This is a genomic window from Microcoleus sp. T2B6, from assembly GCF_036700475.1.
GTDB lineage: Bacteria > Cyanobacteriota > Cyanobacteriia > Cyanobacteriales > Microcoleaceae > Microcoleus.
Window position 1 is genome coordinate 31229 of sequence record NZ_JAUBOZ010000003.1, and the last position, 26660, is coordinate 57888.

Sequence of the window (26660 nt, forward strand, 5' to 3'; positions counted from 1 at the left end):
CCCTTCCCCCCGTTTCCTCCTACCGCTTTCGCGCTCGTAAAGCGCTGAAGCGGGGGTCACTAGCCCAGAAGAAAGAGGACAACTAAGTAACCACACAAAATTAATTACATAAAGACTCCTTGCTAGGCAAGGGTTTCAGTAGAAATATTGTGTAATTAATTCGGAACTACTACTTATAGGGAGAAATTAGCTCTCGGACCCTGGGGCCTTCTATTACCTACTTTCTGACTACTGTCATCTCAACTTGTTGGATCGGCCACGCCTGTTGTGCCCCAGGTTCCGTCCTCACAACAGGGGCATTCAAATTTTGTTCTTTAACTGTCAACCGGGAAAATATTTAGATTGAAACCAAAAACCTTAAATCGGACTTTGCCGCTAGCAACCTTTGAGGCTGCTTACCAGTTGTTACAGCAAATGGCTGAAATCCCAGGGGCGATTTGGCTCACCGACGATGCGATGGCTGATTCTCAAAATCTGGAAAATTCGTCGGAAAGGTTTGCAGCAGTGGTATCAGAGCATTTTAGCGCCCTGCTGCGGGGCAATCTATTAGATGAGTTCGCAACCAACGGACACAAGCACAGCGAAAAAAATCTCCATTCGCAATTGAATGTGCAGTTGACTTTCGACCCCGGGGCGATCGCCAATTTCCTGTCTCCCCTCGCCGACAAACTCGCAGAAATAACGCCCGCACCCTCGTGGCAAATTGACATTCCCGCCCTCAAACAAGCAATTAAAAATATACAGCCCAACTCGGCAGTTCTCCAAAGCGAATTCACCCTAAATTTGCTGGATATTCTCGCTGCCAATGCCAGCCCAAATAATCGCCCGCCCCTACACAGCCAAACAGAAATAGAGGGAAAATCCGCACCCAAAGTTATAGATCCCGAAACACTACAAAGCCAGATTGCCGAAGCCGTCAATCAATTACAAATTGCCAGTCCCTGCATTTCATTTTGTCAGCCAGTGGAAGATGCTTTGCAGCAACAGCTTGAACAAGAGCGACTTTTGAATCAGGTGACAACTCAAATCCGCCAGAGTTTGGAATTGCCTGTAATTTTGTCAAAAGCAGTCGAGCAAGTGCGAGAGTTTTTGGAGGTCGATCGCCTGTTAATTTATCAATTTGAAAAAGTGTCCGCGCCGCACAAGGGCGAGTTAGCTAAAGAAATACCTGCGGCGGTTTCTGGACCTGGCGAACTCCAAGAAAATTCCGCGTCTTACTTGTATTTAGGTCGCGTTACCTACGAAGCTTTAGCCAACGATGCTATCTCGTCTGTACTGAATTTTACTGAAGACGCGCAGTGTTTTACCCAGGGAGTCATTGACCGAGAGAAATATCGCAAAGGTTTGGCTTTGTGCGTCGCGGATGTGGAAACAACTTACTCTTCACAGCCTTGTTTTTTAGAGTTGATGCGACGGGCGAAGGTGCGGGCAAAGTTGCTAGTGCCGATCGTAGTTCAAGACGACTTGTGGGGGCTGCTAATTGCCCACCAGTGTACTTTTTGGGAGTGGGAAGAAAGCAAAAAAACATTTTTGCGACAAATAGCAGAACATTTGGCGATCGCCATTTACCAAGCCGAACTTTATGCACAAGTCCAGCAGCAAAAGCGCACCTCAGAACAGCGCGTAATAGAGCGCACGCGAGAACTGCGCGATGCACTGGTTGCCGCCCAGTCTGCCAGCCTCGCCAAGAGCGAATTTTTGGCAGCTATGAGCCACGAATTGCGGACTCCTCTCACTTGCGTCATCGGCATTTCCGACACGCTGCTGCGGTGGTCTTACGGCAAAGTTGGCAGTAAAGAAGTGCCAGTGCAAAAGCAGCGGCAGTACCTGCAAACTATCCGAGACAGCGGCGACCACTTATTAGAATTAATCAACGATATTTTAGATTTATCGCAAGTAGAAGCGGGAAAAGCAGTATTAAAAATTAGTGAATTTTCACTTTCTAAATTAGCTTCTCAGAGCCTGCACGCCCTCAAAGAAAAAGCTGCGGCTAAAGGCGTGGAACTGCTGCAAGAACAGCGGATAAAACAAGAGTGCGATCGCTTCATCGCTGACCCGCGCCGCTTGAGACAAATTCTCTTCAATCTTTTAGGAAATGCGATTAAATTTACTCCCGAAGGCGGGCAAGTCATCCTGCGAGTTTGGGTGACAGAAGATAAAAATCGAACGCCTGCAGTGCGGCAGCCCGGTACGGCACCTGCTGGCAGCACCGCTGTTTTTCAAATCAAAGATACCGGCATTGGAATTCCCGAAAATCAGCGATCGCTGTTGTTTCAAAAATTCCAGCAGTTAGATTCTCCCTACCGCCGCGAATACGGCGGCACCGGTCTGGGATTGGCTTTAACTAAACAGTTAGTAGAGCTTCACGGCGGTGCGATCGAAGTTAACTCTACAGTTGATGTCGGCTCTACTTTTACCGTTTTTATACCAATCCAAACTCAAAGCAAAGATGAATCCACAAAATTTAAATATGAAAAATCGAATTCATCTTTACCGCTGCATTCTTCCTCCTTGCGGGGCAGCCTCGTGCTCGTCGAAGAAGATGAAGAAACTGCCATGCTGATTTGCGATATCCTGACAGTCGCAGGAATGCAAGTGGTGTGGATGATTGAAGGTTCGGCGGCGGTGGAACAAATTGAACTTTTGCAGCCCAATGCTGCGATCGTCGCTATGCGTTTGCCCGGTATGAATGGCTGCGAAATAATTCACCAACTGCGCGAAAAACCCGCTACTGAAAATATCAAAATTCTGGCCTTAAGCGCTAATGAAATCCCCGCCGATCAGATATCTTTCGTGACGGCGGGAGCTAACGATTGTTTGGCTAAACCGATTCACCCTGAGCAATTGCTGGACAAAATTATTTCTTTAATGGCTGGGATTGGTAATGGGTAATACAATTTTAGATTTTAGATTTTAGATTTTAGATTGGGGAATGACCACTAATTTCAAAGGTGGTACCCGCCACGTGATTTATCCGTGGAATCAATCCAAAACCGAAAATCGAAAATCACTTATTGCCCCCGCATTTATCCGTGGGGTCGCCTCTAAAATCTAAAATCTAAAATCTAAAATCGATTGACTCATTGGATATAGGTTGGGATATGGTCTACAGTTACATTCTTTTTTTGAACTGGTATAATTTGTAATTCCCAATTACCAATTCCCCATCCGCAATTCCCCATGATTAATTGTCAAATTCCTACAGGATTAATTGTTTCTTGTCAAGCACCTGCTGATTCGCCGCTGCACGATCCGATCGTAATTGCGGCAATGGCTCGAACCGCTATCAATCGAGGTGCATCGGGCGTGCGGATTGACACTCCGGCTCACATTGCAGCGGTGCGAAAACAGATATCCGCTCCCATAATTGGGATTTGGAAGCAGCAATTGCCGGGATGCGAGATTTACATTACTCCTCGGTTTGAAGACGCGCGGGCGATCGCCGCTTCTGGAGCCGATATTATCGCCGTTGATGCTACTCTGAGAAACCGTCCTGCTGGCGGCGAAGATTTAAAGACATTAATCGCGCAAATTCACAGCGAATTGGGTAAATTAGTGATGGCGGATGTAGATACAATAGAAGCTGCGATCGCGGCAGCCGAAGCTGGTGCAGATACTGTAGCAACTACTCTTTTTGGCTACACTGCCCAGACGGAAAATTTGTCGCCGCCGGGATTTGATTTGGTTGCGGAAATGGTAGAAAAGCTTAAGGTTCCCGTTATCTGCGAAGGCGGGATATCGGGGCCGGAAATGGCTAAAAAAGCCTTGGATTTAGGAGCGGTGGCTGTTGTTGTGGGGACAGATATTACTGGGATCGATCTTAAGGTGACAGCCTATAAGTCGCTGATGGGGAAGTAAGTTCGGCAACGGATTCGCTCGACGGATGTAACGGATGTAACCGATTGAAGGAAGTTCGGCAACGGATTGTTTAACGGATGTAACGGATTGAAGGAAGTTCGGCAACGGATTCGCTCGACGGATGTAACGGATGTAACGGATTGAAGGAAGAAGGGAGAAGAAATATTCAGCGATAGAAATCGGTTGTAGGCACAGGAAACGCGCCAGCTAAGGGTGGGAAATATCGGGCGATTTCAATCGCCCTTTATCCGGGGAAGTTGCTAAATCAGTGCGCCGTTGATAAAGCTGCTAACTACAGCTAAGGCGATCGCCCCCAGTACCGCGCTCCAAAGACCCATCCGCAAGCTAAATCCTTCAACTAGCTTCGCAGCCGAGGCAAAAACAATCACGTTTATTACAAAAGCAAACGCGCCAGAAAGCAATCCCAGCGTCAGCAAGTTCGGCACGAAAAAAACTGCTTTCAGAATTGGCAAAATTAAAACATTCAACATTCCCAAAACCGCAGCGGAAATTACTGCTTTCGGTGTGCTGTCAATTTCTACGCCGATCGGGAGTTGAGAAATTAGCAGCAAGCTGCTGCCCGTCACCAGCCAAGCAATCAAAAAATCGATCGGTTCCACAGCGCCCCTACCTCCTTAACAGTTGAATTGTCAGAAAAACCTGATATTTAACATATATCTTATATACCTTAATTAAACAATCCGGCTGATTCGTCTGCCAATCGACAGAATTTATGTCTGTTACTAAAGAGTTAGAAGTTATAATCCCTGTAATCATCTGCCCAATCATCCGGATGGGGCCCGTATCAACCTGTTAGTTGAATAAAAAGAGCAGATTAATTAATATGGCTGGCGATTTTTCTTTTAACTCTAAAGTCCGATTCGACAAAAATGGCTTGGACAATGCTTCACGGCAACGCAGCCGATCGCTCCAAGTTATGATTTTTATGCTGCTCGTCACTACCTTGATGGCGCTACCAATATTTCGTCTAGCCGAATTGCAACTGGTACAGGGAGCCTACAACCGACAGCGGGCGGAAAATAACCGCATTCGCCCTGTTTCAGTCCCAGCGACTCGCGGTCAAATTTTAGACCGCAACGGCAAAATTTTTGCGGCCAGCCGCGTATCTCGATCGGTCTATGTGTGGCCAAAAGAGCGATCGGCCAAGGAGTGGCAAGAGATCGCCGCTACACTGGGCCCGATCGTCAAACTTCCGGCAGCCGAAATTATCAAAAAAATCGATGCCGCTGGCTACAGATCGGCCCTGCCAGTGCGAATTAGTAAGGATATCGATGTCGGTACTTTCGTCGCGTTGGGAGAACAAGCTAATACTTTGCGGGGAGTTGAAATTCGCGTAGAATCGAGCCGAGACAATCCCAACCAGCAATTAGCAGCTCACCTTTTGGGGTACGTCGGCGAAGCTAGTTTAGATCAATTAAAAGCTAATCCTGCATATCCTATGGGAATGATCGTCGGTCAAATGGGAGTGGAAAAATTAGCCAATTCAACTTTAGAGGGCGTTTGGGGAAACCGTTTAATCGAGGTGAATGCTAAGGGCGAAGAAATCCAAGATTTAGGTGTCAAAGACCCTATTCCCGGCAAACCGGTGCAGCTAACTTTAGATTTAGATATGCAGAAAACTGCGGAAAAAGCTTTGGGCGATCGCCTGGGTGCAGTTGTCGCGATCGACGTAAAAACCGGAGCTCTTTTAACAATGGCTAGTTGGCCGACATTTGACCCCAATATTTTCACCCGCAAGGTGACTCAAACAGAATGGGATCGACTGCAAGGGCCAGAAAAACCGTTTTTAAATCGAGCCGTTCAAGGTTATCCAGTCGGTAGCACTTTTAAAATTGTCACTGCTATAGCGGGGATGGAGTCGGGCAAGTTTTCTCCTGACTCGACTTTGGCCACTTCTTCTTCAATTAACATCGGCGGAATTTCTTTTAACGAACACAGTGGCGGTTACGGCGTTATCGGTTTCCGCGATGCTTTAGCCTACAGCAGCAATACGTTTTTCTATCAAGTAGGTATGGCTGCAGGTCCCGAACAAATGGCGAAATGGGCTAAAGCGATGGGCATTGGCGGTACTATTAATTTAGACCTTTTGGGGTTGGAATCCGCCAATCACGGTCAAGTTCCGATACCAGCAGAGAAACAGAAAATGTATGGTGAAGATTGGTACGTTGGCGATACAGTAACAATGTCGATCGGTCAAGGTTTGGTACTTTGTACTCCCCTAGAATTGGCTGTGATGGTGTCAACTGTTGCTAATGGCGGTTATCGAGTTCAGCCGCATTTATTGGCTTCTCAAACCAACACTCCTATTACCAAAAAAGTTCCCACAGGTATTAAGCCTGCAACTTTGAATGTTGTTCGCCAGGGATTGATTGACGTGGTGAAAAAAGGTACTGGCAAACGCCTGAATGATGGTACTATTCCTTTAAGTGCTGGTAAGACTGGGACGGTGGAAATGCCCGGTCATCCTGACAATTCTATGTATGTGGGTTTTGCTCCCGCTGACAAACCGGAAGTGGCGATCGCAGTTATAGTTGAAGGCGGCGGATTTGGTTCTGTATCGGCGGCACCAATTGCTCAAGAGGTATTCCGAACCTATTTTCAAAAGCAGGGCTTTAAGCCTACTAATAAGCCTCTCTAGTCATTAGTTAATTGTTGACTGTTGGCTGTTGACTGTTGACTATTGACTGTTGGCTGTTGGCTGTTGACTGTTCTCAGTTTGTCCCATACTTCGATCGCACTATCCTTGATATCTTGGGAAAGTGCGATCGATCAAAAGTTTTCCCCTACCAATCGTCTCACTTCCACGGTTGATAAATTCATCATTTGCGCTACCTGTTCCAGACTCATTCCAGAATTTAAGAGTTGAGTTACGAGGGGGGAAACGGCATTGTCGTGTCCGGCTCTTGGGATGCCAACGAAAGATAATTTGTATAAAATTGATAATTGTAGCAAGACTTTTCAAGATTGGCCTAATACAAGCAGAGGCGCGATCGCTCCTGCGTGAATAAAGTATGATGGATAGTGTAAACATAAAAGACGTTTACTAGGATAGTTATGGACGCTGAAGAATTGCTCAGACGCTATGCCGATGGCGAGAGAGATTTCTCGGGAATCAGCTTAGTCGATGCCAATCTAGCAAACATGAACTTAAGTGGCATCGCTCTCAGTGGCGCTGATTTGAGAGGTGCTAATTTGAGAGAAACCAATCTCAGCGGAGCCAATCTAGCTCAAGCTAACCTGAGCACTGCTAATCTCAGTCGCGCTAACTTAAGTAATGCTTGCTTAGAAGAAGCTGACCTCAGTGATGCTGACTTACTAGAGGTTGACTTGGAGGGTGCTAATCTGGCTCGCGCTAATTTGTGGGGAGCTGATTTGAGTGATGTTCAGTTGATTGATGCTAATTGTACATCGGCAAATTTTAGCATAACATTCTTGGTTGACGCGAATATTGAAGGTGCTAACTTTCAGGGAGCGCAGATAGATACCGCTATTTTCCAAATGCAAAGGATTCTGTTTACAGATATCATCAATCGTTATGCGGCTGGGGAAAGAAATTTCAGCGGCTTGATAGTAGAGAGTCCCAATTGCAGCCGGGAACGCAGGTCTTGGGATCTCGGACAATTAAAAGGATTGGATTTGAGCGGTATTATTTTGCGTAATAGTAGTATCCTAGAGCTCGGACCCTACATGAATGGAGTGATTTTGCGGGGGGCTGACTTGACTAGGGTTGATTTCGATCAAAGCAATTTTGAAGGAGCAGATTTGAGCAATGCTATTTTGCGGGAAACCCGTTTCTTCCAATCAGTTTTTGCCCATGCCAATTTGAGCGGAGCCGACTTGACGGGAGCTGGGTTCTCTGAGGGGAGTTTTTGGTGTGCCGATTTCAGTAGAGCCAAATTTAATAAGGCAAGAATAGGCAGTTTCAGCTTTATCTGCAATAATTTGACGGAGGCAACCTTCAAGAAAGCTAGATTGCACAGTGTTTATTTTGAAAAAGCCAAGTTGACCAGAACTGACTTCCGGGAAGCCGATTTTGGTGTGAAAGATAGTGTTTTCGGGGGCGACTTCCGAGATTGCTATTTTGAGGAAACCCTGATGCCCGATGGCAGCGTGCGAAACAATAGCTAAAGTAAATAGACTTCTCCTCAAACGTGAGTTCGACGGTCAATCCGACGGGAATTGCGATTTCAACAAAGTCTATTTCAGCCAGCAGGTGAGCTATTGTGGAAGAACCTTCTGCACTTTCTTGAGCTGTAGGGTGCGTCGCCACCCTTAAATTTTAAATAATATCCACAATCTTTGAGCGACGCACCTTACCGGAAGCGTGAGCGTAAACAAACCAAAAACTCATAATAGTTGCAAGAGTTTGGAGAATTGGTATAAGTATTTGCTGTTTTTCAAAGATTGAGCTATTTTAGTAATATCAACATTTTTATTCTCAACAGATTCTAGAAATAAAGTCATGAACGAAGAAGAAGCAGAATGGATGAGAATATGCAACAGTAGAAAACAGTTGTGGTTGGAAGAAGTGCTGAGGCGCTATGAGGCAGGGGAGAGAGACTTTTCTCTGATTCAAGTGAAGTTGAGCCACGAGCAGTCTAATGAGCGCTACTTAAGTGGAGTGAACTTGAGTGGAGCTAACTTCAGGGAAAGTGACTTGGAAGCCCTGGTTTTTTACGGACAAGGAATCAATTTTAGTGGCTCAGATTTGAGCGACCTTGACTTGGCCTACGCACATTTTGAAGATGCGGATTCGAGTGGGGCTAACCTGAGCGGAGCTTGTCTGTGGCGGGCTAACTTTCGCAGAGCGGATTTGACTGGGGCAAATTTCAGCAGAAGTGACTTACAGGAGACTGGTTTTCACATGACTAATTTGAGTAGATGCAAATTTAGTGGAGCCGAAATGATTGACACCGGGTTTGGTTTTTGTGACTTAATTGATAGTGATTTTAAGGATGCTAAGTTTCAAAAGGGGGTGGGTTTTTATAAGTGTGACTTGACGAGAGCTAACTTCTTTGGCACTGACTTTGAAATAAGTGAAGTTAACGATCACAAACCTGGAAGGGTTGTTTTCAAAGACGTTTACTTTAAAGATACCATCATGCCTGATGGGGCTATTTGGAACAGTGAAGACTAATTCATAGCTACTATAGCACGTCAAAAGGGCGATCGACTAATATTGCTCTTTAGTAAATGCAGTATTAATGAAGATGAAGATTAGTTCAATTTTATTAAAAGTCAAGAGCCTGGTAGGCCTAGCAAGTTTTCCCGCCTACGTTGGTTGATTTAATAATATAAAGAAAGTTCACGAGCCGCTGTAACAGGGGCTCCAAGTGAATTAAGAGACACAAATACCTAGACGTTGGCACCCATCATTCCTCTCACTGCCATCGGGCATAATAGTGTGGCAGAAAATACATTCTTGTTCCAGCCAGTATTCGATGTCTACACCAGAAGCACCGAACAAATTACAGCGATACAAGTTGGTCTTCTCCACCAGGGTTTCATCTAACTCGGCACGTACCAACCTAGCATGGGTCAAGTCAGCTCCACTGAGGATCGATTGAGCGAGGGTAGCTCCATCCAGGCGAGTATGTTGCAGGATGGCGTCCTCCAGAGACACTTCAGCCAATTCGGCTCCAATCAGGTAACTTCGAGTGAAGTCAGTTCCAATCATCGAACCCTCCAGAAAAGCCCCGCAAAAATTGGCATTGCTCAAGATGGCTCCTTCCAAATATATGAACGCACTAACACGAATCCCAGCAAAGTTTCGATCCCCAGCAGCATAACGATCGAGCAATTCGGAGGCACTCATTTCTCTCCAGAATAGTCCTGGCATAGGTCGTCTTCTCCTAAATCTCAATTACTAAAAAATAAGTAAAGTAGTAGGGTGCGTCAGCTTAGATGATTTTGGATGCCCATTGAATCGCTACAAACTGACGCACCTTACTGTTAAAGGAACTGTAATGTGTTGAATATTTAGATATGTGCCAACCTATTTCATAATAGTTCTGCTAATATTAACTAATATTTCCTATGGAAAAAAACAGTGGTGGACGAAAAAGAGTCAACGAGAATCTACGACCTGCGAGAATTACGGAGACGGTATATAGCTGGAGAGAGAAATTTTTCGGGTTTCGATCTGAATAATTTTCATCTCTCCGAGTTTTTCCTGGTTGATATCAACTTGATCGGTGCTAATCTGGAAGACGCTAGTTTGGGGGGGGCTAATTTAATTAATTCTAACTTGAGCCATGCTAACTTAGAAAGAGTATGGCTGGATCAATCCTTACTGATTAAGGCAAAATTGAGCAATGCCAATCTCAGGAATGCTAAATTGGTTAATGTTGACTTGACTGGTGCCGACTTAACAGGTGCCGACTTGACGGGTACCGACTTGACGGGTGCTGTGCTGATTGACACTAATTTGACTGATGCCAATTTGACGGATATTAAAACAACAGAGCAGACTATTTTTCATCAAGTGACTATGCCTGACGGCAGGATTCAAAACGATTTAAACAGAACGTTGTCTGCTGAAGAATTGCTCCGGCGCTATGGCGAAGGCGAGCGAATTTTTCAGGATAAAATATTGCATCGTGTAGATTTGAGCGGTGCTGACTTGCGTGATATTGACCTGAGTCGTTCTCGCTTAAGCTATGTCAACTTTAGTTGTGCTTGTTTGGAAAATGTTGGCTTGGGAATGGCTATATTTTCTGATTTCAGAAATGCTCGATTTAGTCGGGATGAAGATTGGTTGGGTGTCTATTTTTTTTATTGCGATTTGAGAGAGGCTAATTTATCAGGAGTTGACATGAGTTATTCTCAATTCATAGGAAGCAACTTTTCGGGAGCTAAAAATTGTCTTTCTGGTGGTCTCCAAGGAGATGTATTCTTTTACCAGACTACTTGGACAGATGGAGAATTTATCCAGGGTCCAACGAGTGCTACTTACCACTGGCGTGGTGAGATTAGGGAGGGTGAATTTTAAATTGTAATAATTAGTCGTAGGAGTTACATCTGTTTCAAAAAACAGGACTTACGCAGAGCATTGAGAAAATTGTAATGTTTTGAACATTTAGATATCTCCCCAACCTATTTCATAATAGTTCTGCGTAAATCCTGAGCAAGTCGGACTTAGGGAGGTGGTGGAAACGAGAAATCGCTCTGTTGTTTAATTCGATTGCGAACATCTTCAGGAAGATTTGACAAAAAGTTAAAAACCGTGTCAGAACCCTGAGTATTCAGAAGATTTTCAAGCTGATCGATAGAAATCTTCCATGTATTAGGTCTTCGCCATTGTTCAGCACTTGTTATAGGCTCGCGGTTTTCACCTAACAGTTGATTAAGTGGGTTCGGGACTGCTGGTTGCCCGTTCCAGTCCGTGTAAGGTTCTGGTATATTGGGCGTAATGTATGTGTAACTGCCAAGAACATCTTGTACCCCAAAACTTGATTGATTGGAAACTAAGATTGTTTTCCATGCCCACCCAGGAATGCGAATTCCGTTAGCTTCTAAATTTGTAGGATCTGTATTTCCTTGATTGGGCGCTTCCGTAAGTAATTCAGGTGCTCTAGTTTTTGGCTGGATAGACCAATTCTGTTCTTTAGTATCAAAAACACCAGCAGTAATATCAAGTTTTTTGTTGTAATCAAAGATTAGCTGCTCAACTAATTTTGATTCAATTCTAGACCATGCAGGCGAAATATCTGGGTCTAATCTACCTCTGTTATTGGGGAAAAGTCGGTTATTGTCGAGCGCTTGCGGGATTAAGTTTGTGCTTAGGTAGGTAGCCTGAGCATCTTTCTCATTTCTGTTTCTATCTTGGTTAGGGATAAGATGACCTCTATCCAAACCCGTTCCTGTATACATTATCCCATCAATTCTAGGCCAGCTCGGAACTTGAGGACTACCAGGCAAGCCTGGATCGGTTATGAATGGAGTATTTGTTCTTCCCTCAACTCGATTTCTCCAAGAGCTGTCAACTTTCCAACTTACCCAGTTAGGAAGCCCAGTAACGGCATTATAAGATGAGGAATACTGAGGTTTTTCAAGCAACAAATTGGTTTGATATGGATTTTGCTCCGGGGCTTTAATATCCCATCTTGCTTCAGTTGGATTTCCCAATCTCAGGTGGTCGCTCTTAAAGAAGACATTATCTATGAAAACATGGTCTCCTCCTTCTAATTCAAACTTCAAAGTAGCTGGTTGCCCTCGGTAAAGCTGTGTCACTTCATCAGGAGTTTGCAAGTTAAGCTGGAAAGTTTCAAAACCTTCTCCACCAAATCCAATCTTATTAGCATTACCTAAGTAGATATTAGTAGCCAGATCGAGCTTTTCTGGGGTATTGACATTTTCGTTGCGGTTGAAAGGGAGTTTTTGCAAATTGCTTTTCAGGTCTATTGTGGTTTTTGCGATCTCTGTACCTGTTGTCGTTTCCAACGTGACCTTCAGGTTTCCTTTTTTGACAGGAGCATGAACATCAAAGCGTAAATTTCCCCAATCGGGAACAACAAACCGATTGTGAACAATTTCTTTGACTCCGTTGGCTCCTAGTTTAAAGGCATAGTCTGTTTCGCTTTTTCCTTTAATGGACTTTACGTCCTCCAAATTTTGAACCAAATCAATATTTGGATTTTGTTGACCGTTGTGGAATGACCACCCAGGTAGCGCGTTAGAAATAGTTCTGCGAACCTGGCTCAAATTCCCCCCAAACGGATCGGTAACAGCATCAAAATTGCCATTAAAAAGAGTCGGAACACTAGCATCGCCGCGCATTCTGGTGCTGTAAGTATTGTCAAAACTTAGCGGCACTCGCGGCTGCGTTTCTGGCCGCAAACGTTCACCGCCACCATTTATAGAATAAAACCATCCAGTCCCAATTCCTTCCCAAGGAGCCTCAGCGCTACCTTGGACAAAGTTTGCTGCTGTATGATCTGGGGTGTACCAAGGATTGACGCGGTTGGGATTGGTATCGTAGAAGTCGGCATCGAACAACACCTCGTAACCTCCATCGCTGCGGCGGCGGTAAACTGGATCTTTGAGCCAATCCACCGCATAGCTGGGTTGCGACTCCGTTAAACCCAGATTCGCACTGCCGGAATACCAATTGAGAACTCGTCCGTGAGTAGCGCCTAAGCCACCCCCAATTACCGGAATAGCATCGGTTTGTCGGCTGAAGCCAGCCCGACTCTCAGCATAGTCCGTTTCCCTAGAACGAGTTCCCAGAAATTCGACTACATCGGGGACACCGAGGAGATTGCCATTTGCATCTTTGGGAAACTGAAGTCCGGGTTGATTGCTAGTATCTTCTGGTGGCAGAAGGTCAGGAATATTTCGACCGTTCGGAGTAAACGACCCCAAACCACTCGGATCGGCTGTAGTTTGGTAGTAATTATCGGCAAATGTAATGCCTTCCCAAGTCTGCACCTTGGGTTCGTAGAAGTTCCTAAACCCTCCAATCCCCACCAGCGAAAGACTCTCCTGATCGAAGTCGTGGGGGTCGATTGTTGTCACTTGAAAATCACGGCCGAATTGATTTGTTCCGCCTGCATTGGGGAATGCTGTCAGCAAGCGCTGCACAATTTCACTATTAACAACTGTGCCCCGACTGAAGCCAATAAAGTGCATGGGGGAACTCAACAAGTCTCCTTGGTTGCGAATTAGATTGCCTTTGCTGTCGTAAAGACTCACCAGATTCCCTTGAGAGTCGCGCTGTCCAATACTTCCTCCCAAAGCCTGGTCTAGCTGTACTAACGATGCGTAGAAAGCATCTGCTGCACCTTCTGTAAAACCAGAATCAGGAACACTTGACTCATTGTTTTGAGCCCAATCAGGCAGCAGCACTAAAGATTTGTCGCTGTAATTGTCAGATATGTAAGTAGCTAATTGTTCGAGGTAATTTGTTGTGGTTTCTGGATTTTGACCTGCGGGGAAGTCTTGCATCACAGCCCCATATTTATCCACAGGAACCCAGAAACCTGTACCCTTATCGTAGCGAATAATCAAACCCCCACCCCCTGCATCCGCGATGTTGTTTGCGATGTCAAAAAAGTTAGCGGGAATTACTGCTTCTGTAACTATCGGAGGTGTAAAACCGTGAGTGAGAACAGTGACGCTTCTGAACGGAGAAAGAGAGCTTTCTAGTTGTGTATTAAACTCCCCAAAATCAAGATTGCGCTCTCCCTCAGCGTTTATTGCTTCGACAGCCCAATAATAGGTTTGACCTGCTGTAAGAGTCCGGTCTGGATCGAGGGTAAAATTGTTGTTATCTCCAAACCTGTCACCTCCATTCCAAACCCAGCCACCCGAAGGCTTCCAAGTTGCTGTTAGAATGCGGTTGGGATTAAAGTCATCAAACTCTTGCCACGGAGAACTCAAAAATTGTCTTTTTTCCTCTTGAGTTAGGTTGGAATTGGGCAGCACTTCCGATAAATTGACAACTTGGTCCCAAGGCAACAGACCCTCACCTTCTGGGAAGGTACTTACAAACAAATTAACTTCGCGTATTTGGGAATCAGGAATGCTGAAGTTCCAGTCAAAAGTCGGAGTCAAGTCATTTATTGTATTCTCACCTGGCCCAATTAAATCCAACCAATCCAGCGGTGTCGCAGCCAAACCGCGAGAGTTAGTCGCAGAAACAGGAGCTCGCTTGCTACCAGGCGGCACGCCGTAAGTATACTGGCTGTTCGCATCAATCAGAATCTGGAAGTCAGCAGCAACACTAACCGCTGGGTTAATATTATCAATGGGCACTGTGGAAAGGTCAGCAACCGTAGCAGTTCGTGCGGTAGTGCTGTCGAACAAAGGCAGCCCGACACCCCGACCTTTAGCATCAATTTGAAATTGACCGGGGTTGGTCACTGTTTTCACGAATTCTTCAGTGTCAAAGACATACACCTTGCCATTAGCACCGCTCAAATTGGGATAGGAAGCATAGAGGTACTTGCTATTACCTGAAAGCGCTAAATCAGTAGCAAATCCGTCGGGAATTGGTCTTGTTCCCGCCACTAATTGCGGATTGGTCAGCGGGTCTTTGATAATGCCGATATTGCTACCGGCCCGCGGGTCTCCATCCACGCTGGGCAATTCCTGACCGAAAAATTTCGTGTCCGCATTGCGACCCACAACAAACGCATAGCTAGCATCCGGTAAAACCGTTACCGAAACTCCCTCATTCACATCAAAGTAATCAAAACTGGAACCCAGCCCTAAACTTGCATATCGGGTGGTAGCAGCAAAACTCACCGGGTCATTATTAGTAATGTCCAATACCCCAAATCCGTTGCTATCTTTGCCGCTGTTCGTAAAGGTCATGGCTAAGGGATTGACGGTGCTTGCTATTCCTTCTACTCCTTCATCGGCTGTGATACTTCCGATTAATTGATTCCACTTTTTGGGGTTCTGACTGGGGTCGCTGGGTCGGTCTTTGGGGTCGATGTTAACAGCGTAAATTTTGCTGTTCGAGCCGTTTGGTGCGGTAACAAACAGCTTTTTGCCGTCGCTGCTAATGGCTATTTGTCGCAAACCGTTCGGGGCTGTACCGACTGGGATGGTTTGGGTGACTTGGTGATAGGTTGAGGAAAACGGGTTGATATCGAGAACGTAGATGGAGTTGCTGCCGATTTTTCCGTCTGCGATGTAAGCGTATTGGTCGCGGGGGTCTATGACTATGGATCGAGGTTCTGCACCGCTGGGCAAATTTATCGGGTTAATACCAGCGGTATTCGGCTGAGTGTCTACCTGTTGCCTGGTCATCGGATCGACTAAAGCAATGCGCCCGGAACGATCCATCGCTACATAAGCACGGTTGCCGTCACTGGTTACAGTTAGTTCTCGCGGTCGATCGAGTATACCATCCGTGCCTACAGAAACGCTGGCAATCGACAAGTCGCTGCTATTAGTAGCTGTGACGACTGATTCGGGATTTGCACCGTTAATAATTGCGATTTTATCTGTTGTCCACTGCGCGCCAAAGATGTATTCTGTATTGTTTTCTATTCGGTAAGGACTGCTATCGTATTTAACTTCTTTGGCTGGTTCTGAGGGATTTGGGCTAACTTTTTCGTTTTGCTTGCGGCTGATGACGATGCGGGATTCACCTAACGGTAAGGTGTTGGGAACTTGAACGGCGATTTCAAATTGATTGTTTGCCAATTTGCGACTTTTGTCTGTCAAAACTGTTCCTTCGTAAGCTTGTCTGCCTACGATAAATTTAACGGTTAAGTCGCTGAATCGGCTGCCTAACGGGTCGCTCAAGTTATCTACTAATACATTAGTACCCGTGATGAAGAGAACGGGTTGATTGTTGGGAAAAGATTGATTGTTGCTGTCTGTAAACTTAAGTTCGGCACTTTGGATGATGGGAGGTGCTTTGGGATTAGAAGCTGTTGGTGCGAGTTGGGATGCGCGTCTTTCGCCGATTAAAGCATCTTTGTCTGAGTAGTCGAGATCCCTTTCACCTATAAGTTCCCCAGTCAGAGCATCCAGTGCGCTATTTTTTGCGGGGGGGGGTAAAATCTGTGTTGGGGAAGCTCTGACTCAAACTGAGGGAGTTGGAAAAGCTGGCGATGTCTTCAGCGCTATTGTTGTCAGCCGCCCGAAGTGGAGGGAGTGTTTTTTCTGAGATGTTGCTGGCGTAAGCTTGACTATTGAGTAAGTTTTTGGTATCAATCTCGAATTCTGGGGCGAGGAAATTCTGAAACGGATCTTGAGAGTTAAAAGGTGAATCTTTAACAAGTTTCATGTTTAATTTCCGTAGATGCGAGTGAGCTGTTTGCTTGTGATAGTTTCAAACTAACTAATTGATGCGCTTCACCCTTCATTCAAGAAGAATGTGTGGATTCGGACTTAATCAAGTTTTTAGTGCGTGATTTTTAGTGAGCTGCCAAGCTTTTATTAAGAATAATGTTCCCGTATTTTCGGCAGCAAGTCAATCACGGAAATTACTGATATTTTCCGTCGGGTACTGGAAAACTGGCAGTGTCCGCAACAACTTAATAGCAGAGCATATGTGAAGGTTGCTGCGCTAGTTAGTTTGTTTGACTGATAAATTGTGATTGAATTGTTAAATTTTTACAGATTCTTTATCAAAGTAATGTACGTTACTCAGCCAAAATACTTAGATTGTTGTAGGCTCGCATTTCAAGCCTACTTAAATTTACTGACTGGAAATTACGGAACAACGGGAGCATCTCTCTTTGGCTTTTATAGTGCGAGATATTCAATAGTTCGCACTGTAAAAAAAAATGCTTTTTGCAAAAATGAAATGCTCCCTGTTGTTCCCTTGTTCATAATAAATGAAAGAATTAGCTGACACGTAAACATCAGAACGTTCTTGAAAGTAAAGCTTGACAGCTTGGGAGCATCTCACCTTTGCAGCCCTCCGCTAGAAATTGGAGTTTTGAGGCAGGAGGCAGGAGGCAGGAGGCAGAAGGAAAGAGGAACAAGGAAAGAGGAACAAGGAAGGAGCCAGAAGAAGGAAGGAGCCAGAAGAAGTATTTTTACAAATACAAATATGAGATGCTCCCAACAGCTTCAACGCTGTAAGTCATGTAATCGCGCGTGATGTCGCTTTCAGCCATCCGCTCTCCGTCGCTCCTGGGATATTGAATTTCTAATTGTTCGGCTTGAGTTAAAATTGTCATTTTTCAATTTTCCTCAAACTTAATTAATTTAATGCCAGCATTCTGTAGGAGTTGGGAAAAGTTCGATATTCCTCAAAAACATCAACAGCCGTAAGGTACGCAGGCATCACGCTACATAATTATGTTATGCGTCCTGGACTTTAAGGCTGGTAAGATGGTGTACAGATACAGACTCTTTAAATTCTAATTAATCCCTCTCTCTAAAATAATCATTTCCGAACCAACAACCGGACTTCTAGCTATTAACTTGCCTTCCATATTCGCAATTTCTAACTTGCTGAAATCGAGTGAGTTAGCCTCCTTCCACATCTTCGTTGCTAGTTGATTTTGCTCAAGTTCGCTGAGTTTGTACCAATCTTCAGCGACTTTTACTGTCAAAATGCTGCTGGCAAAATTAGCTTGAACAGACTCAACTAAGCCGCCTCCCAGTCGATTCTTAATGTCAGTAACTTGATTTTGAATCGCAGCAATCAGAGACTGTTCGGGCGTCAGCGGTGGCGGTGGGATAATTTCTACTGGTTGCGGTTTTTCCGGCGTCACTAAATCGGGCAACTTGCTTTTGAATTTAGCAGAGATTTGCCCAGACGGTACGATCGCCTCTGGGGATTTCGGCGTTCCCGATGCCAGAAAATCATCAAAAGTTTGCGGCGACTGCTGCGCTGCTGGCAAAGGCACTTTTGCTACTTTCTCCGGCGGTTTTGGGGAGAAACTGTTGAGAGTTAAACCGACTGCAACGATTAGAATTGCTGCTATGGCGGCGTTTAAAATTGGATCGGACAGCTTCTGGTTCGTAGATGGTGGCAGTAGCGATCGCACTAGGCGCACAATACTTTGCCAAAGTATACCGACGTTCTGTAAAAAGCTCCCTTCCCTGCGTTGGGATACAGGCTTTTTATCAACTTTTACAGCAACTTTTGGTGGCACGCTGTTAACTTCCGCAGCAACAGCCGCAGGAGTTACTGTTGCTGAGTCAGAAGCGGTGGGCGCGATCGGCTTTTCTTGCTGCAACGCGGGTTCGGCTGGTAATTTTTGGCCTTTTTTTCCCAGATTCCCAATCGATGCCATCAAAGTTTTGATTCTCTGATTTTTGGGAACCGCGCTGCTGGCCTTTTGAGTTTTGCTGCCAGTGGGGGCAGACTTTGCGGCCGAATCAACCGCCGGTGTCGGAGATTGAGAGGGTTCTGGAGTTGACTGGTTTAGTTGTTCTTCTGACATTTTCTCTGCCTTGGGGCGTTGCAAATATATCTAAAAGCGATAAATTTTTAGTTGAGCCATCTCAACCTTAATTTATCATTTCATTAGTTGTAACTGAATCAAAATGAGCATCAAACGCCGTCACTTTCTAATTTTAGGCAGTCTCAGCAGCTTAGGTTTTGCCGGAGTCTGGAAAATGTTTCAGCTTCGGACTGCCTGGGGTACAGATGCCAACGCTGCTGTCCCTTCTAACGTTGAGGCAGAAAGGGCGATCGTCCCTTTGCCGGCCTCACCGCCTATTTTACGCTTTATTTCGGTAGCCGACACCGGTACCGGGGCTGAAGGTCAGTATGCTGTCGCTGAGGCGATGGCGCAATATCACCGGGAAAACCCTTTTAATGTTACTGTTCTCGCCGGCGACAATATCTACAATAACGGCGAAATTGAAAAAATTAATGCTGTTTTCGAGCGACCTTATCAGCCCTTATTACAGCAAGGTGTAAAATTTTATGCTTGTCTGGGAAATCACGATATCCGCACTGCTAACGGCGATCCGCAAGTTAAATATGCGGGTTTTAATATGCAAGGTCGCTACTATACTTTTCGGCGCGATCCGGTACAGTTTTTTGCTTTAGATACCAATCACAATGCGGATTGGAAAAATCAGCTTGTTTGGCTGGAAAAAGAGTTGAGTCAGAGCACCGCACCTTGGAAAGTTGTGTTCGGCCACCACCCGATTTATTCCTCTGGCGTCTACGGATCTAATCAATCTTTTATTAAGACTTTCGCGCCTTTGTTTCAAAAGTACGGCGTGCAGCTTTATATCAACGGACACGAGCACAGTTACGAACGCACTCGCTCGATTAACGGTACGACTTATTTAATTTGTGGGGCCGGCGCGGGCACTCGTCCGGTGGGGCGTTCTGAGTGGACGGAGTATTCTGCTAGCCGCCTAAGTTTTGCGACGTTTGATGTCTATGAAGACCGGATGTTTGTCAGTTCTATCGGTACTGACAAACGGGTTTTTGATAGAGGGGTGATTCAAGTGCGATCGGCTTAATTCAAATTATATTCAGGAGGAAACAAAATGAATAGGGGTTTTAGAGCCAATAAAACTGGTTTTGTTTTAGAAACAACTGTAGAAGGTACGTTGAGAGGCCACGGATATCTCGAAATATGCCCCCAGTTGCCGAAAAAGCGCAAGCGAGATTGGCTCTTAATCTCTACTGAAAATCCCAAGCGATATGCTAAACAGGTTTATATCGGGTCTAGTATCTATGAAACTGAAATAAATGTCGATTTTTATATTGTTGGTTGCGGTTTATTTCCTCTGGGTCTAATTGTTGAGTGCAAGTGGCAAGAAGACAAAGGTTCAGTAGACGAGAAGTATCCTTACCTCAATTTAAATATAAAAAATTGCTATCGGGTTCCTACTATTGTTATAGTGGGCGGTGATGGTATGAGACAAGGTTCGATCGACTGGTTTAAAAAACAAATTCCTGACAATCAAAATCTGTTGGCAGTTCACAAGCTAGAAGGTTTTATTACCTGGGCTAACAAATATCTGTAACAGAAATTACGCAACTTTGCCGCGTCTGGCGAAACTAGGTATTGCTCCTACAAAATATGCTTAGGATCGCGAATTAAATAATTTACACTCTTGAAAGTGGGGAGTAGGGTTGGGCTTATAGCCCGCCCTTTCTGGACGGGCGGGACGCCCATCCCACAAGAACCATCACGCATTGTAAGTTATTTAATTCTCATTCCTTAATTATAGACTTGGCTTAAATAATATTTAAAATGAACGTATTAATAATTCCTTGATTTTCCCGCGCTTCAAACTATTAGAATTAATTCCCCTAGATGCTGAGATTTCAATGAGTTTTGGCAGAGATTTATTTGGGAAAGCTTGAGTATCGCGGTAGATTTTTTCGATAAAATCGCAGTTGGAATTAGACAGCATAACTTTCACGCCCCGTTCTGCAAGTTGGGCAAAAATATCTCTCAGTTTAAGCTGTTCCGATTCTTTGAAATTATCCCGGCTGTAAGTGGTGAAGTTACTGGTGGCACTGATTGGATAATAAGGCGGGTCAAAATAAACAAAGTCTTCGCGGCTGGTAGCAAAATCCAAAATTTCATCGAATTTTCTGACTTCAATTTGAGCGGGCGCGAGTAAAGATGAGACCGATCGCAGTAAATCGGCTTGACAAATGTTAGGATTTTTGTATCGACCTATGGGAACATTAAATTCACCTTTTGAGTTTTCTCTGTAGAGGCCGTTGTAACAAGTTTTATTTAGGTAAATCAGGCGTGCTGCTTTTTCTGTATCTGTTGTGTAGGAGCGCGATCGCACCGAGTAATAATAATCTTTATTGTCCTTGCTGTGTTCTGACTGGTGATCGAACAAAAGCTCAATTAGCTCCTCAACTTTATCCCTGACACAGCGATAAGCATTAATCAACTCAGGATTAATATCTGTTAAAACAGCTTGCAAACCAGGGTGCTGCTGTGCTAAGTAAAAAAATACAGCTCCGCCGCCCAAAAAAGGCTCGTAGTAAGTTGTGAACTTTTCAGGAAAATAAGGTTGATATTGTCCAATCAACCGAGTTTTGCCTCCTGCCCATTTCAGAAAGGGACGTGGCAAGACGAAAGAAGGTGCGGCAGCAGACATTTATCTAGAAATAACGGCCCTCTAATATTTATCACAACTAGAACTCAATAGAAATACTTCTGAAGTTCTTACCGGAGGTCGCGTGGCATTAAACAGACAGTGCCGGAGCGATCGGCGAAAAGTTTTCGTTAGAATTATATATGTCAGCTAAGCCTAGGCAAAAATGCCCGAGCGCCCGATCGGCAGATTTAGCTCCGGCTGTGCCAAAATTGTCTAACTCGCTCACAAGTGTTACCAGTCAAAGATTGTGCTGTAACACTTTACCCCACCAAGCTCATGCAAGATTTTATTAATAACGTCTCTCGCTACCCGCGCTTTTTCATTACGATATGTCTGGGAATTTTCTTTTTCCTGTTCGAGCGACTCAAGCCCCTGCTCGATCGACCGGCAACTGCGATCGCCCTGATTAGTTCGATTGTAGCGACTTTTGTCTTTCTAACTTTTACACTGCGGGCTATGTTAGGCCTGAGTTCGGTTTAAAGCCTGCGCTTGAACGCAAACACCAACGGCAAATTCAGTTAACACACTAATTCCCCAAGTAACTGCCAACTCTTGCAGGCGATCGCACACTTGACAATAGTCGTTGCGATACATTGGAAGAGGAAAAAAATTGCGCTAGTTACGCCCGCGCTGCTCAACCAAGGGGCAGGCAAACATTACCGAAGTGCAGGACAAGCGTTTGGGGCTATCAACATTCACTGGGGAAATACTGCACCTCTGTTTCCCCGGTGTCCCACTTAATCATTAGGAAGCGGCACACCCCGCCCCGCTTTCCTCTCCCGTTAACCTGACGGTATCACGAGAGTTTCCAGCGGACAAGACAGATGAAGTTTGAACATATCTATCAATTTTTTCAAGACCCCCCTCCTGTTTATCTAAACAAGGAATTAGCTGTGTGTTACATTCTCTCCGTGTTATTGCGCGGAGATTCCTACGGTACAGAACTGATTGGCCAACTAGAGAGGGAATTCCCCATCTACCGACTTTCTGATACCGTTCTCTACAGCGCTCTGAAATTCCTCGAAGATGAAGCCGTAATCACCGGTTACTGGAAAAAAGTAGAAGGACGCGGCCGCCCCCGCCGGATGTATCAAATCCTCCCTGAGTGGCGGCACCAAGCTCAAGACCTCGCTCGTCTCTGGCACGAGTACATTGGTCAGGGAAACGGCGCGTCCGAGCGTCGTTCCCGCGCCTTAGAAACTGGTCAGACGGGTTAGCCGAGTTGGAATCGGATGCCTAAACCCTGGAGATGCTGGCGCTACTTGCAAAGCGATTTGCCTGATTGCCTTCGCTTTGCTCGATCGCCCGCCGCACACCGATTAAAGCAGCTACACAACGTCAGGACTTACGCACGGTCACTTGAGAATTAGGGATGATGGGGAGATAGGGGAATTGGGTGATGGAGAGCAAAACGCCTTGCAGAAGAAGCTTTCTGCGAATTTTGATAACAAAGTGTCTGCGTAAGTCCTCGATCGCTTTCGTATGTAAAGTTCTGTAAAGTAATAGTAGATCATTTAAATTACACAAACTTCTACCGATGGATACTGCTGTTCTTCCTTCTACCTTTGTGCTAACGCTACTGCTGGCTGTTGGCTTGTTTTTCTTCATCAAGGCTTCAGTCAAAGATCGAATCGAACAAGTCAAGCTGGCTTCCGAGAGCGCCCAAGAGTCACTGTTAACCGAGCTACAACAGTATTTTGCCCAGAGAGCTTACCGAGTTGCAGCCGTCGATGCCCCCAACTATAAAGTCACGTTTGAGGGTTTTGTGCGGCCGAGTTGGTTTCTAGCTATTTTTCTAACTCTGCTGAGTGCAGGCGGCGCTCTGTGCTTGGGACTGGTTTTGGGAATGCTAGTTCCCCAACAAGGTCAAATTTTCCTAGCTTTGGTACTGCTGTCCCCGCTGGCGGGGGTATTTTACTGGAAAAAAGCTGGACGCTCTGAGCAAGTCTCGCTCAAACTCGAATCAGTTGCTGAGTCGGGAAGCCCAACCAAGAGCTTTGTTACTGTCAGAGCTCACCGGGATGAACTAGCAGCCATGCAAAAAGCTTTAGATTTGAAACCGATCGATTAAAAGTTTGACGCGGAACGTTTTTTGATATGCTAGATGCCGTAGTTAGACTTCTAGCTGACAAACCGATGGCTCAAGAGCGGCTTTCTCGTTGATAAACCCGTGGCTGTTTTTTTGATCCACTTGTTTGATCGACAAATTTGATCGACAAAACCGTCAAAAAAAAACCATTATCGTGAAAGTGCCAATTGTGGCGATCGCCCTTGGGCTGCGATCGAGCCTGTTGCGATGGCTCCTTATACCCTAATTTCTAAGGACTTTTCGCATAAATTTCAGTTGGCACTCTCCAGACAATGAGAAATCTCGCGCTTTTGTTAAAAGAGTTAGAAAAACATTGCTGTCACTGTTTTGAGCTAAACCTTTTGAGCTATGCGCGGCTGGCTGACACCACAGGAATTTTTTCCGTGGTAGCTTCCAACATCACCTTTAAGCTGGGAAACAAGAAATGGTTTTCTTCTACGTATTGGGCTCCAAATAAACCTTTTTCAGCCCAGAAGTATCTGTCAGTGGTATGCTCGTTACGCTTGACTAACAGCAAAGCTGGGGGAGCAATGCCTTCTGCATGGATGAACTTGCGAGCCGCTGTTACGGGTTTATCTTCGCCGCTCTCGATGCTATATTGAGGCACACACTCTAAAATTCTGCGTCCTTCTTGTCGGCGGCGACTCTTGCGTTTGCGTCTCCTGGCCAATTTCTTTACCTCCTCTGTGAGCAGACAGTATGAGCAGACAGGTTGTAATGATAGCTACCAAATCCGAGGCCAGTATATCCGTTCTAGCTCAAAAAATCAACTGTTTTTAATATATCGACATAATCTTAACATTCGTGCCGATCGACAAAACTGTAGCGGTTGTGGTATGGTTGGCCGCAAGTTCCGGCAAGAGCCAAGCTTGGGGATCGGTGGAAGCTGCGCCGACGGCGAGGCGGGGCAATTTTGGTTCATGAAAGCCCCATGCCTTCAACATAGCTGTCTTCTATCAAAGGGAATAAATCTGAAATCTAGAAGTCTCTCATCAGTAATCGGTGGCCGATCATTTGTAATTTACTTAGAATTCCGTTAGATATCTTAATGATGTGGCGCTCATGTTAATGCCAGCCAGTTCAGAATTTGTCAAACTTTGCCGCTCGCAGGTAGCCATCGCCGTTAGTTTGGGAGCGAAATTCAGCGCGGTATACCTGACACAAGAGCTCGTAGAAGGCAGCGAAGCAAAGTTGGTGCCGATCTCCGTTTACCCAGAAACCTCAGCCGAATCGGAAGAAAATCAGGGGTTGAGGTTGCAATCTTCCGAAAGCTCGACAGTGAAACCGGTACCGCGACTGCTGGCGCCGCCTGTTGGGCCTGGGGAAGAATCAACGGTAGGGGCGATCGCACCCGATCGACTTCCGGGTAAGGAGCGCACTTCCCATCAGTGCCAAGGCCCGGAGAATGTGTGGCAGCAGCGGATGCAAATTGTGACGCCTCTGATACACGAGGGAGCTGTAATGGGACTTCTAGTCAGCGGTAGGCAAGACAGGCCTTGGAACGAGCGAGAGGAGGCTCAAATACAACAAATTGCTCGCACCTTAGCCCTAGCCTGCATTTTAGACCAGCGATCGCAGTGGATGCAGCAGGAATTGGGTACGAGTCGGCAAATCCAGGCTCAGGTTTACGACACGATGCACAATTTGCTGCATCAGTTCAAAAGTCCGCTGACAGCGTTGCGAACTTTTGGCAAGCTGTTAGCGCGGCGGCTGGTACCGGAAGACAAAAACCGCAATGTGGCTTTTAGTATTGTCCGAGAGAGCGATCGGCTGCAAGAGTTGCTCAGCCAGTTCGATCGAACTGTTGACACCGGCGAAGCACATCTAAAACTGCGATCGGGCACTTCAGAAAAAGCAATGTCCAATGTCGAATCAATCCGGCATTCTCCCCTGTCGCTGTCACCTGCGGCCAATTTGCAGGAATCCTGTTGTTTTGTGGCAGAAGTCTTAAAACCGCTGTTAATTTCCGCCGAGGCGATCGCATCTGAAAGGAATCTGAAATTGGTAGCCGACATCGAGGCGGATTTGCCACCAGTCTCCGCGAACGATCGAGCTTTGCGCGAAGTTTTGAGCAATTTAATTGACAATGCTTTGAAATATACCCCTGCAGGTCGCCAAATTTATATTAAAGTAAGGTACAAAGCAGCGGATGGCGATCGGGAAGGATACAGCCAATTGCCAGCCATAGCAGTTGCCGTCAGCGACACAGGTTCCGGCATTCCCCCCCAAGATTTAGAGCATTTATTTGAGCGGCACTACCGGGGAGAAAAAGCGCAGACCGAAATTCCCGGCACAGGATTGGGTTTGGCGATCGCCCGCGATTTAGTCCGCCAAATGCAAGGAGAAATAGAAGTATTTTCCCCAGTCAATCCTGAATGGCTGCCCTCGGCGGAAACTCATTTATATCCAACCAATCGCGGCACTACCTTTGTGGTTTGGCTACCCGTGAATAAGTAACGAACTCTATTGCTTAGAGACATTTTTTATGAAGCCTCTACCTTTATTTGATAAAAATTCCAAGTTTTCAAAATCTTTAAAAGTTTTCAAGAAGAACCTTTTGGGTGTACCGTTTTTAGCTACTTTTAACATTCTGACTGTTCTGATTTTGGGCGCGCTGAGCGTATACGCCAAACTCTACAACCAGGGAGACGGAGTTGAACGCCTGTTTAGCGATCCTTTTAATTTCTGGTTCCCTTACGAAGGCATTCTCACCGGAGTTTCCGAAGTCCTATGGTGCATCCCAGTCGCAATTTGTGCATTTACTTTCGGAGTGGTGCGCCAAAAAGACCCGCGGAGTCGATCGGCGATCTTCTTATTTTTTAGTGCTTTACTACTCGGAGTCTTTTTCCTGGATGACAGGTTTCGGATGACTTTGATTCTTTCTCGATTGGGAATATCTAGCAAATTAATTAATTTATGTTATGGTAGTGCTGTTTTCCTTTACGGAGTTAAGTTTTGGCGATACATCAAAACCACTCCTTACCTGCCATTAGTCGCAGCATTCCTCTTGTTTGCTATCTCGCGGTTTGCGGATCCTTTACACTTGCGAAATCAAGGAGTACACGCGATGTTAGAAGATGGCACTAAATTATTAGCTCTTCTGAATTTAGCCCTGTATTTTTGGTACGTCTGTCATCATGAAGTTTGGCGGCATTTGCAGCAGAGGGAAGAACGTTGAGCG

Annotated in this window: 24 protein-coding genes; 14 read left to right on the forward strand and 10 right to left on the reverse strand. The window is 45.5% G+C overall.

Annotated features, from left to right (window positions below; all coding sequences use genetic code 11):
• The first annotated feature begins 342 nt into the window (after positions 1-342).
• Entirely contained in the window at positions 343-2892 is a 2550-nt protein-coding gene (locus QUA00_RS01950; protein ID WP_333408525.1) for an ATP-binding protein, read from the forward strand.
• Positions 2893-3180: 288 nt separating this feature from the next.
• Positions 3181-3858: an N-acetylmannosamine-6-phosphate 2-epimerase gene (locus tag QUA00_RS01955; RefSeq protein WP_333139584.1), complete on the forward strand. Its 678-nt coding sequence runs from the start codon at positions 3181-3183 to the stop codon at positions 3856-3858.
• Between the two features lie 260 nt (positions 3859-4118).
• Here QUA00_RS01955 and QUA00_RS01960 read toward each other — a convergent pair whose 3' ends face one another.
• Positions 4119-4478 (reverse strand): phage holin family protein, encoded by a 360-nt coding sequence (locus QUA00_RS01960; protein WP_333231078.1) that lies wholly within the window; start codon positions 4476-4478, stop codon positions 4119-4121.
• A gap of 224 nt (positions 4479-4702) precedes the next feature.
• Between QUA00_RS01960 and mrdA the strand changes: the two genes are divergently transcribed.
• The 3 genes from mrdA (at position 4703) to QUA00_RS01975 (ending at position 9016) form a co-directional block, all read left to right on the forward strand.
• Positions 4703-6517 carry a penicillin-binding protein 2 gene (gene mrdA / locus QUA00_RS01965; RefSeq protein ID WP_333408526.1) on the forward strand — a complete coding sequence of 605 codons (1815 nt, stop codon included), beginning with the start codon at positions 4703-4705 and terminating at the stop codon, positions 6515-6517.
• A gap of 416 nt (positions 6518-6933) precedes the next feature.
• Complete coding sequence (locus tag QUA00_RS01970; protein WP_333408527.1) at positions 6934-8007, forward strand: pentapeptide repeat-containing protein; 1074 nt, start codon at positions 6934-6936, stop codon at positions 8005-8007.
• Between the two features lie 334 nt (positions 8008-8341).
• A complete protein-coding gene (locus QUA00_RS01975) occupies positions 8342-9016 on the forward strand; it encodes a pentapeptide repeat-containing protein (RefSeq protein WP_333408528.1) in 675 nt (224 codons plus the stop codon).
• Positions 9017-9217: 201 nt separating this feature from the next.
• Here QUA00_RS01975 and QUA00_RS01980 read toward each other — a convergent pair whose 3' ends face one another.
• A complete protein-coding gene (locus QUA00_RS01980) occupies positions 9218-9718 on the reverse strand; it encodes a pentapeptide repeat-containing protein (protein WP_333408529.1) in 501 nt (166 codons plus the stop codon).
• Positions 9719-9928: 210 nt separating this feature from the next.
• Here QUA00_RS01980 and QUA00_RS01985 point away from each other — a divergent pair, with 210 nt between their 5' ends.
• Positions 9929-10870, forward strand: a complete 942-nt coding sequence (locus QUA00_RS01985; RefSeq protein WP_333408530.1) for a pentapeptide repeat-containing protein — start codon at positions 9929-9931, stop codon at positions 10868-10870.
• Positions 10871-11016: 146 nt separating this feature from the next.
• On the opposite strand, the gene QUA00_RS01990 is transcribed toward QUA00_RS01985, so the two are convergent.
• A complete protein-coding gene (locus tag QUA00_RS01990) occupies positions 11017-16137 on the reverse strand; it encodes a DNA/RNA non-specific endonuclease (RefSeq protein WP_333408531.1) in 5121 nt (1706 codons plus the stop codon).
• A gap of 64 nt (positions 16138-16201) precedes the next feature.
• Between QUA00_RS01990 and QUA00_RS01995 the strand changes: the two genes are divergently transcribed.
• Positions 16202-16324 carry a hypothetical protein gene (locus tag QUA00_RS01995; RefSeq protein ID WP_263053614.1) on the forward strand — a complete coding sequence of 41 codons (123 nt, stop codon included), beginning with the start codon at positions 16202-16204 and terminating at the stop codon, positions 16322-16324.
• 48 nt (positions 16325-16372) lie between these two features.
• Here the strand turns inward: QUA00_RS01995 and QUA00_RS02000 are convergent, their stop codons facing one another.
• The 3 genes from QUA00_RS02000 to QUA00_RS02010 all read right to left on the reverse strand — a co-directional run bounded on the left by QUA00_RS02000 (position 16373) and on the right by QUA00_RS02010 (position 18740).
• On the reverse strand, positions 16373-16624 hold the full coding sequence (locus QUA00_RS02000; RefSeq protein ID WP_333408532.1) for a hypothetical protein: 252 nt from the start codon (positions 16622-16624) through the stop codon (positions 16373-16375).
• 757 nt (positions 16625-17381) lie between these two features.
• Positions 17382-17525 carry a hypothetical protein gene (locus tag QUA00_RS02005; protein ID WP_333408533.1) on the reverse strand — a complete coding sequence of 48 codons (144 nt, stop codon included), beginning with the start codon at positions 17523-17525 and terminating at the stop codon, positions 17382-17384.
• 183 nt (positions 17526-17708) lie between these two features.
• Positions 17709-18740: a hypothetical protein gene (locus QUA00_RS02010; RefSeq protein WP_333408534.1), complete on the reverse strand. Its 1032-nt coding sequence runs from the start codon at positions 18738-18740 to the stop codon at positions 17709-17711.
• A 103-nt stretch (positions 18741-18843) separates the two neighbouring features.
• On the opposite strand from QUA00_RS02010, the gene QUA00_RS02015 reads away from it, so the two are divergent.
• Entirely contained in the window at positions 18844-19779 is a 936-nt protein-coding gene (locus QUA00_RS02015) for a metallophosphoesterase (protein ID WP_333408535.1), read from the forward strand.
• A gap of 27 nt (positions 19780-19806) precedes the next feature.
• Positions 19807-20289 (forward strand): PD-(D/E)XK nuclease superfamily protein, encoded by a 483-nt coding sequence (locus QUA00_RS02020; RefSeq protein ID WP_333139600.1) that lies wholly within the window; start codon positions 19807-19809, stop codon positions 20287-20289.
• A 225-nt stretch (positions 20290-20514) separates the two neighbouring features.
• On the opposite strand, the gene QUA00_RS02025 is transcribed toward QUA00_RS02020, so the two are convergent.
• Together QUA00_RS02025 and QUA00_RS02030 are read right to left on the reverse strand one after the other, a co-directional pair.
• Positions 20515-21390: a DNA adenine methylase gene (locus tag QUA00_RS02025; protein ID WP_333139602.1), complete on the reverse strand. Its 876-nt coding sequence runs from the start codon at positions 21388-21390 to the stop codon at positions 20515-20517.
• An 88-nt stretch (positions 21391-21478) separates the two neighbouring features.
• The gene (locus QUA00_RS02030) at positions 21479-21616 is read right to left on the reverse strand and encodes a hypothetical protein (RefSeq protein ID WP_333139604.1); all 138 of its coding nucleotides are present in this window, start codon (positions 21614-21616) and stop codon (positions 21479-21481) included.
• A gap of 50 nt (positions 21617-21666) precedes the next feature.
• On the opposite strand from QUA00_RS02030, the gene QUA00_RS02035 reads away from it, so the two are divergent.
• The 3 genes from QUA00_RS02035 to QUA00_RS02045 all read left to right on the forward strand — a co-directional run bounded on the left by QUA00_RS02035 (position 21667) and on the right by QUA00_RS02045 (position 23461).
• A complete protein-coding gene (locus tag QUA00_RS02035; protein ID WP_190657763.1) occupies positions 21667-21870 on the forward strand; it encodes a DUF751 family protein in 204 nt (67 codons plus the stop codon).
• A gap of 344 nt (positions 21871-22214) precedes the next feature.
• Positions 22215-22607: a PadR family transcriptional regulator gene (locus QUA00_RS02040; RefSeq protein ID WP_333139606.1), complete on the forward strand. Its 393-nt coding sequence runs from the start codon at positions 22215-22217 to the stop codon at positions 22605-22607.
• 320 nt (positions 22608-22927) lie between these two features.
• Positions 22928-23461 carry a cofactor assembly of complex C subunit B gene (locus tag QUA00_RS02045; protein ID WP_333319968.1) on the forward strand — a complete coding sequence of 178 codons (534 nt, stop codon included), beginning with the start codon at positions 22928-22930 and terminating at the stop codon, positions 23459-23461.
• A gap of 364 nt (positions 23462-23825) precedes the next feature.
• Here the strand turns inward: QUA00_RS02045 and QUA00_RS02050 are convergent, their stop codons facing one another.
• Both QUA00_RS02050 and QUA00_RS02055 read right to left on the reverse strand, forming a co-directional pair.
• A complete protein-coding gene (locus QUA00_RS02050) occupies positions 23826-24149 on the reverse strand; it encodes a DUF3155 domain-containing protein (protein ID WP_006635576.1) in 324 nt (107 codons plus the stop codon).
• 106 nt (positions 24150-24255) lie between these two features.
• Positions 24256-24423, reverse strand: a complete 168-nt coding sequence (locus tag QUA00_RS02055) for a hypothetical protein (RefSeq protein WP_333288331.1) — start codon at positions 24421-24423, stop codon at positions 24256-24258.
• A gap of 118 nt (positions 24424-24541) precedes the next feature.
• Here QUA00_RS02055 and QUA00_RS02060 point away from each other — a divergent pair, with 118 nt between their 5' ends.
• Both QUA00_RS02060 and QUA00_RS02065 read left to right on the forward strand, forming a co-directional pair.
• Complete coding sequence (locus QUA00_RS02060) at positions 24542-25936, forward strand: HAMP domain-containing sensor histidine kinase (protein WP_333408536.1); 1395 nt, start codon at positions 24542-24544, stop codon at positions 25934-25936.
• 28 nt (positions 25937-25964) lie between these two features.
• Complete coding sequence (locus QUA00_RS02065; RefSeq protein WP_333408537.1) at positions 25965-26657, forward strand: hypothetical protein; 693 nt, start codon at positions 25965-25967, stop codon at positions 26655-26657.
• The last annotated feature ends 3 nt before the right edge of the window (positions 26658-26660 follow it).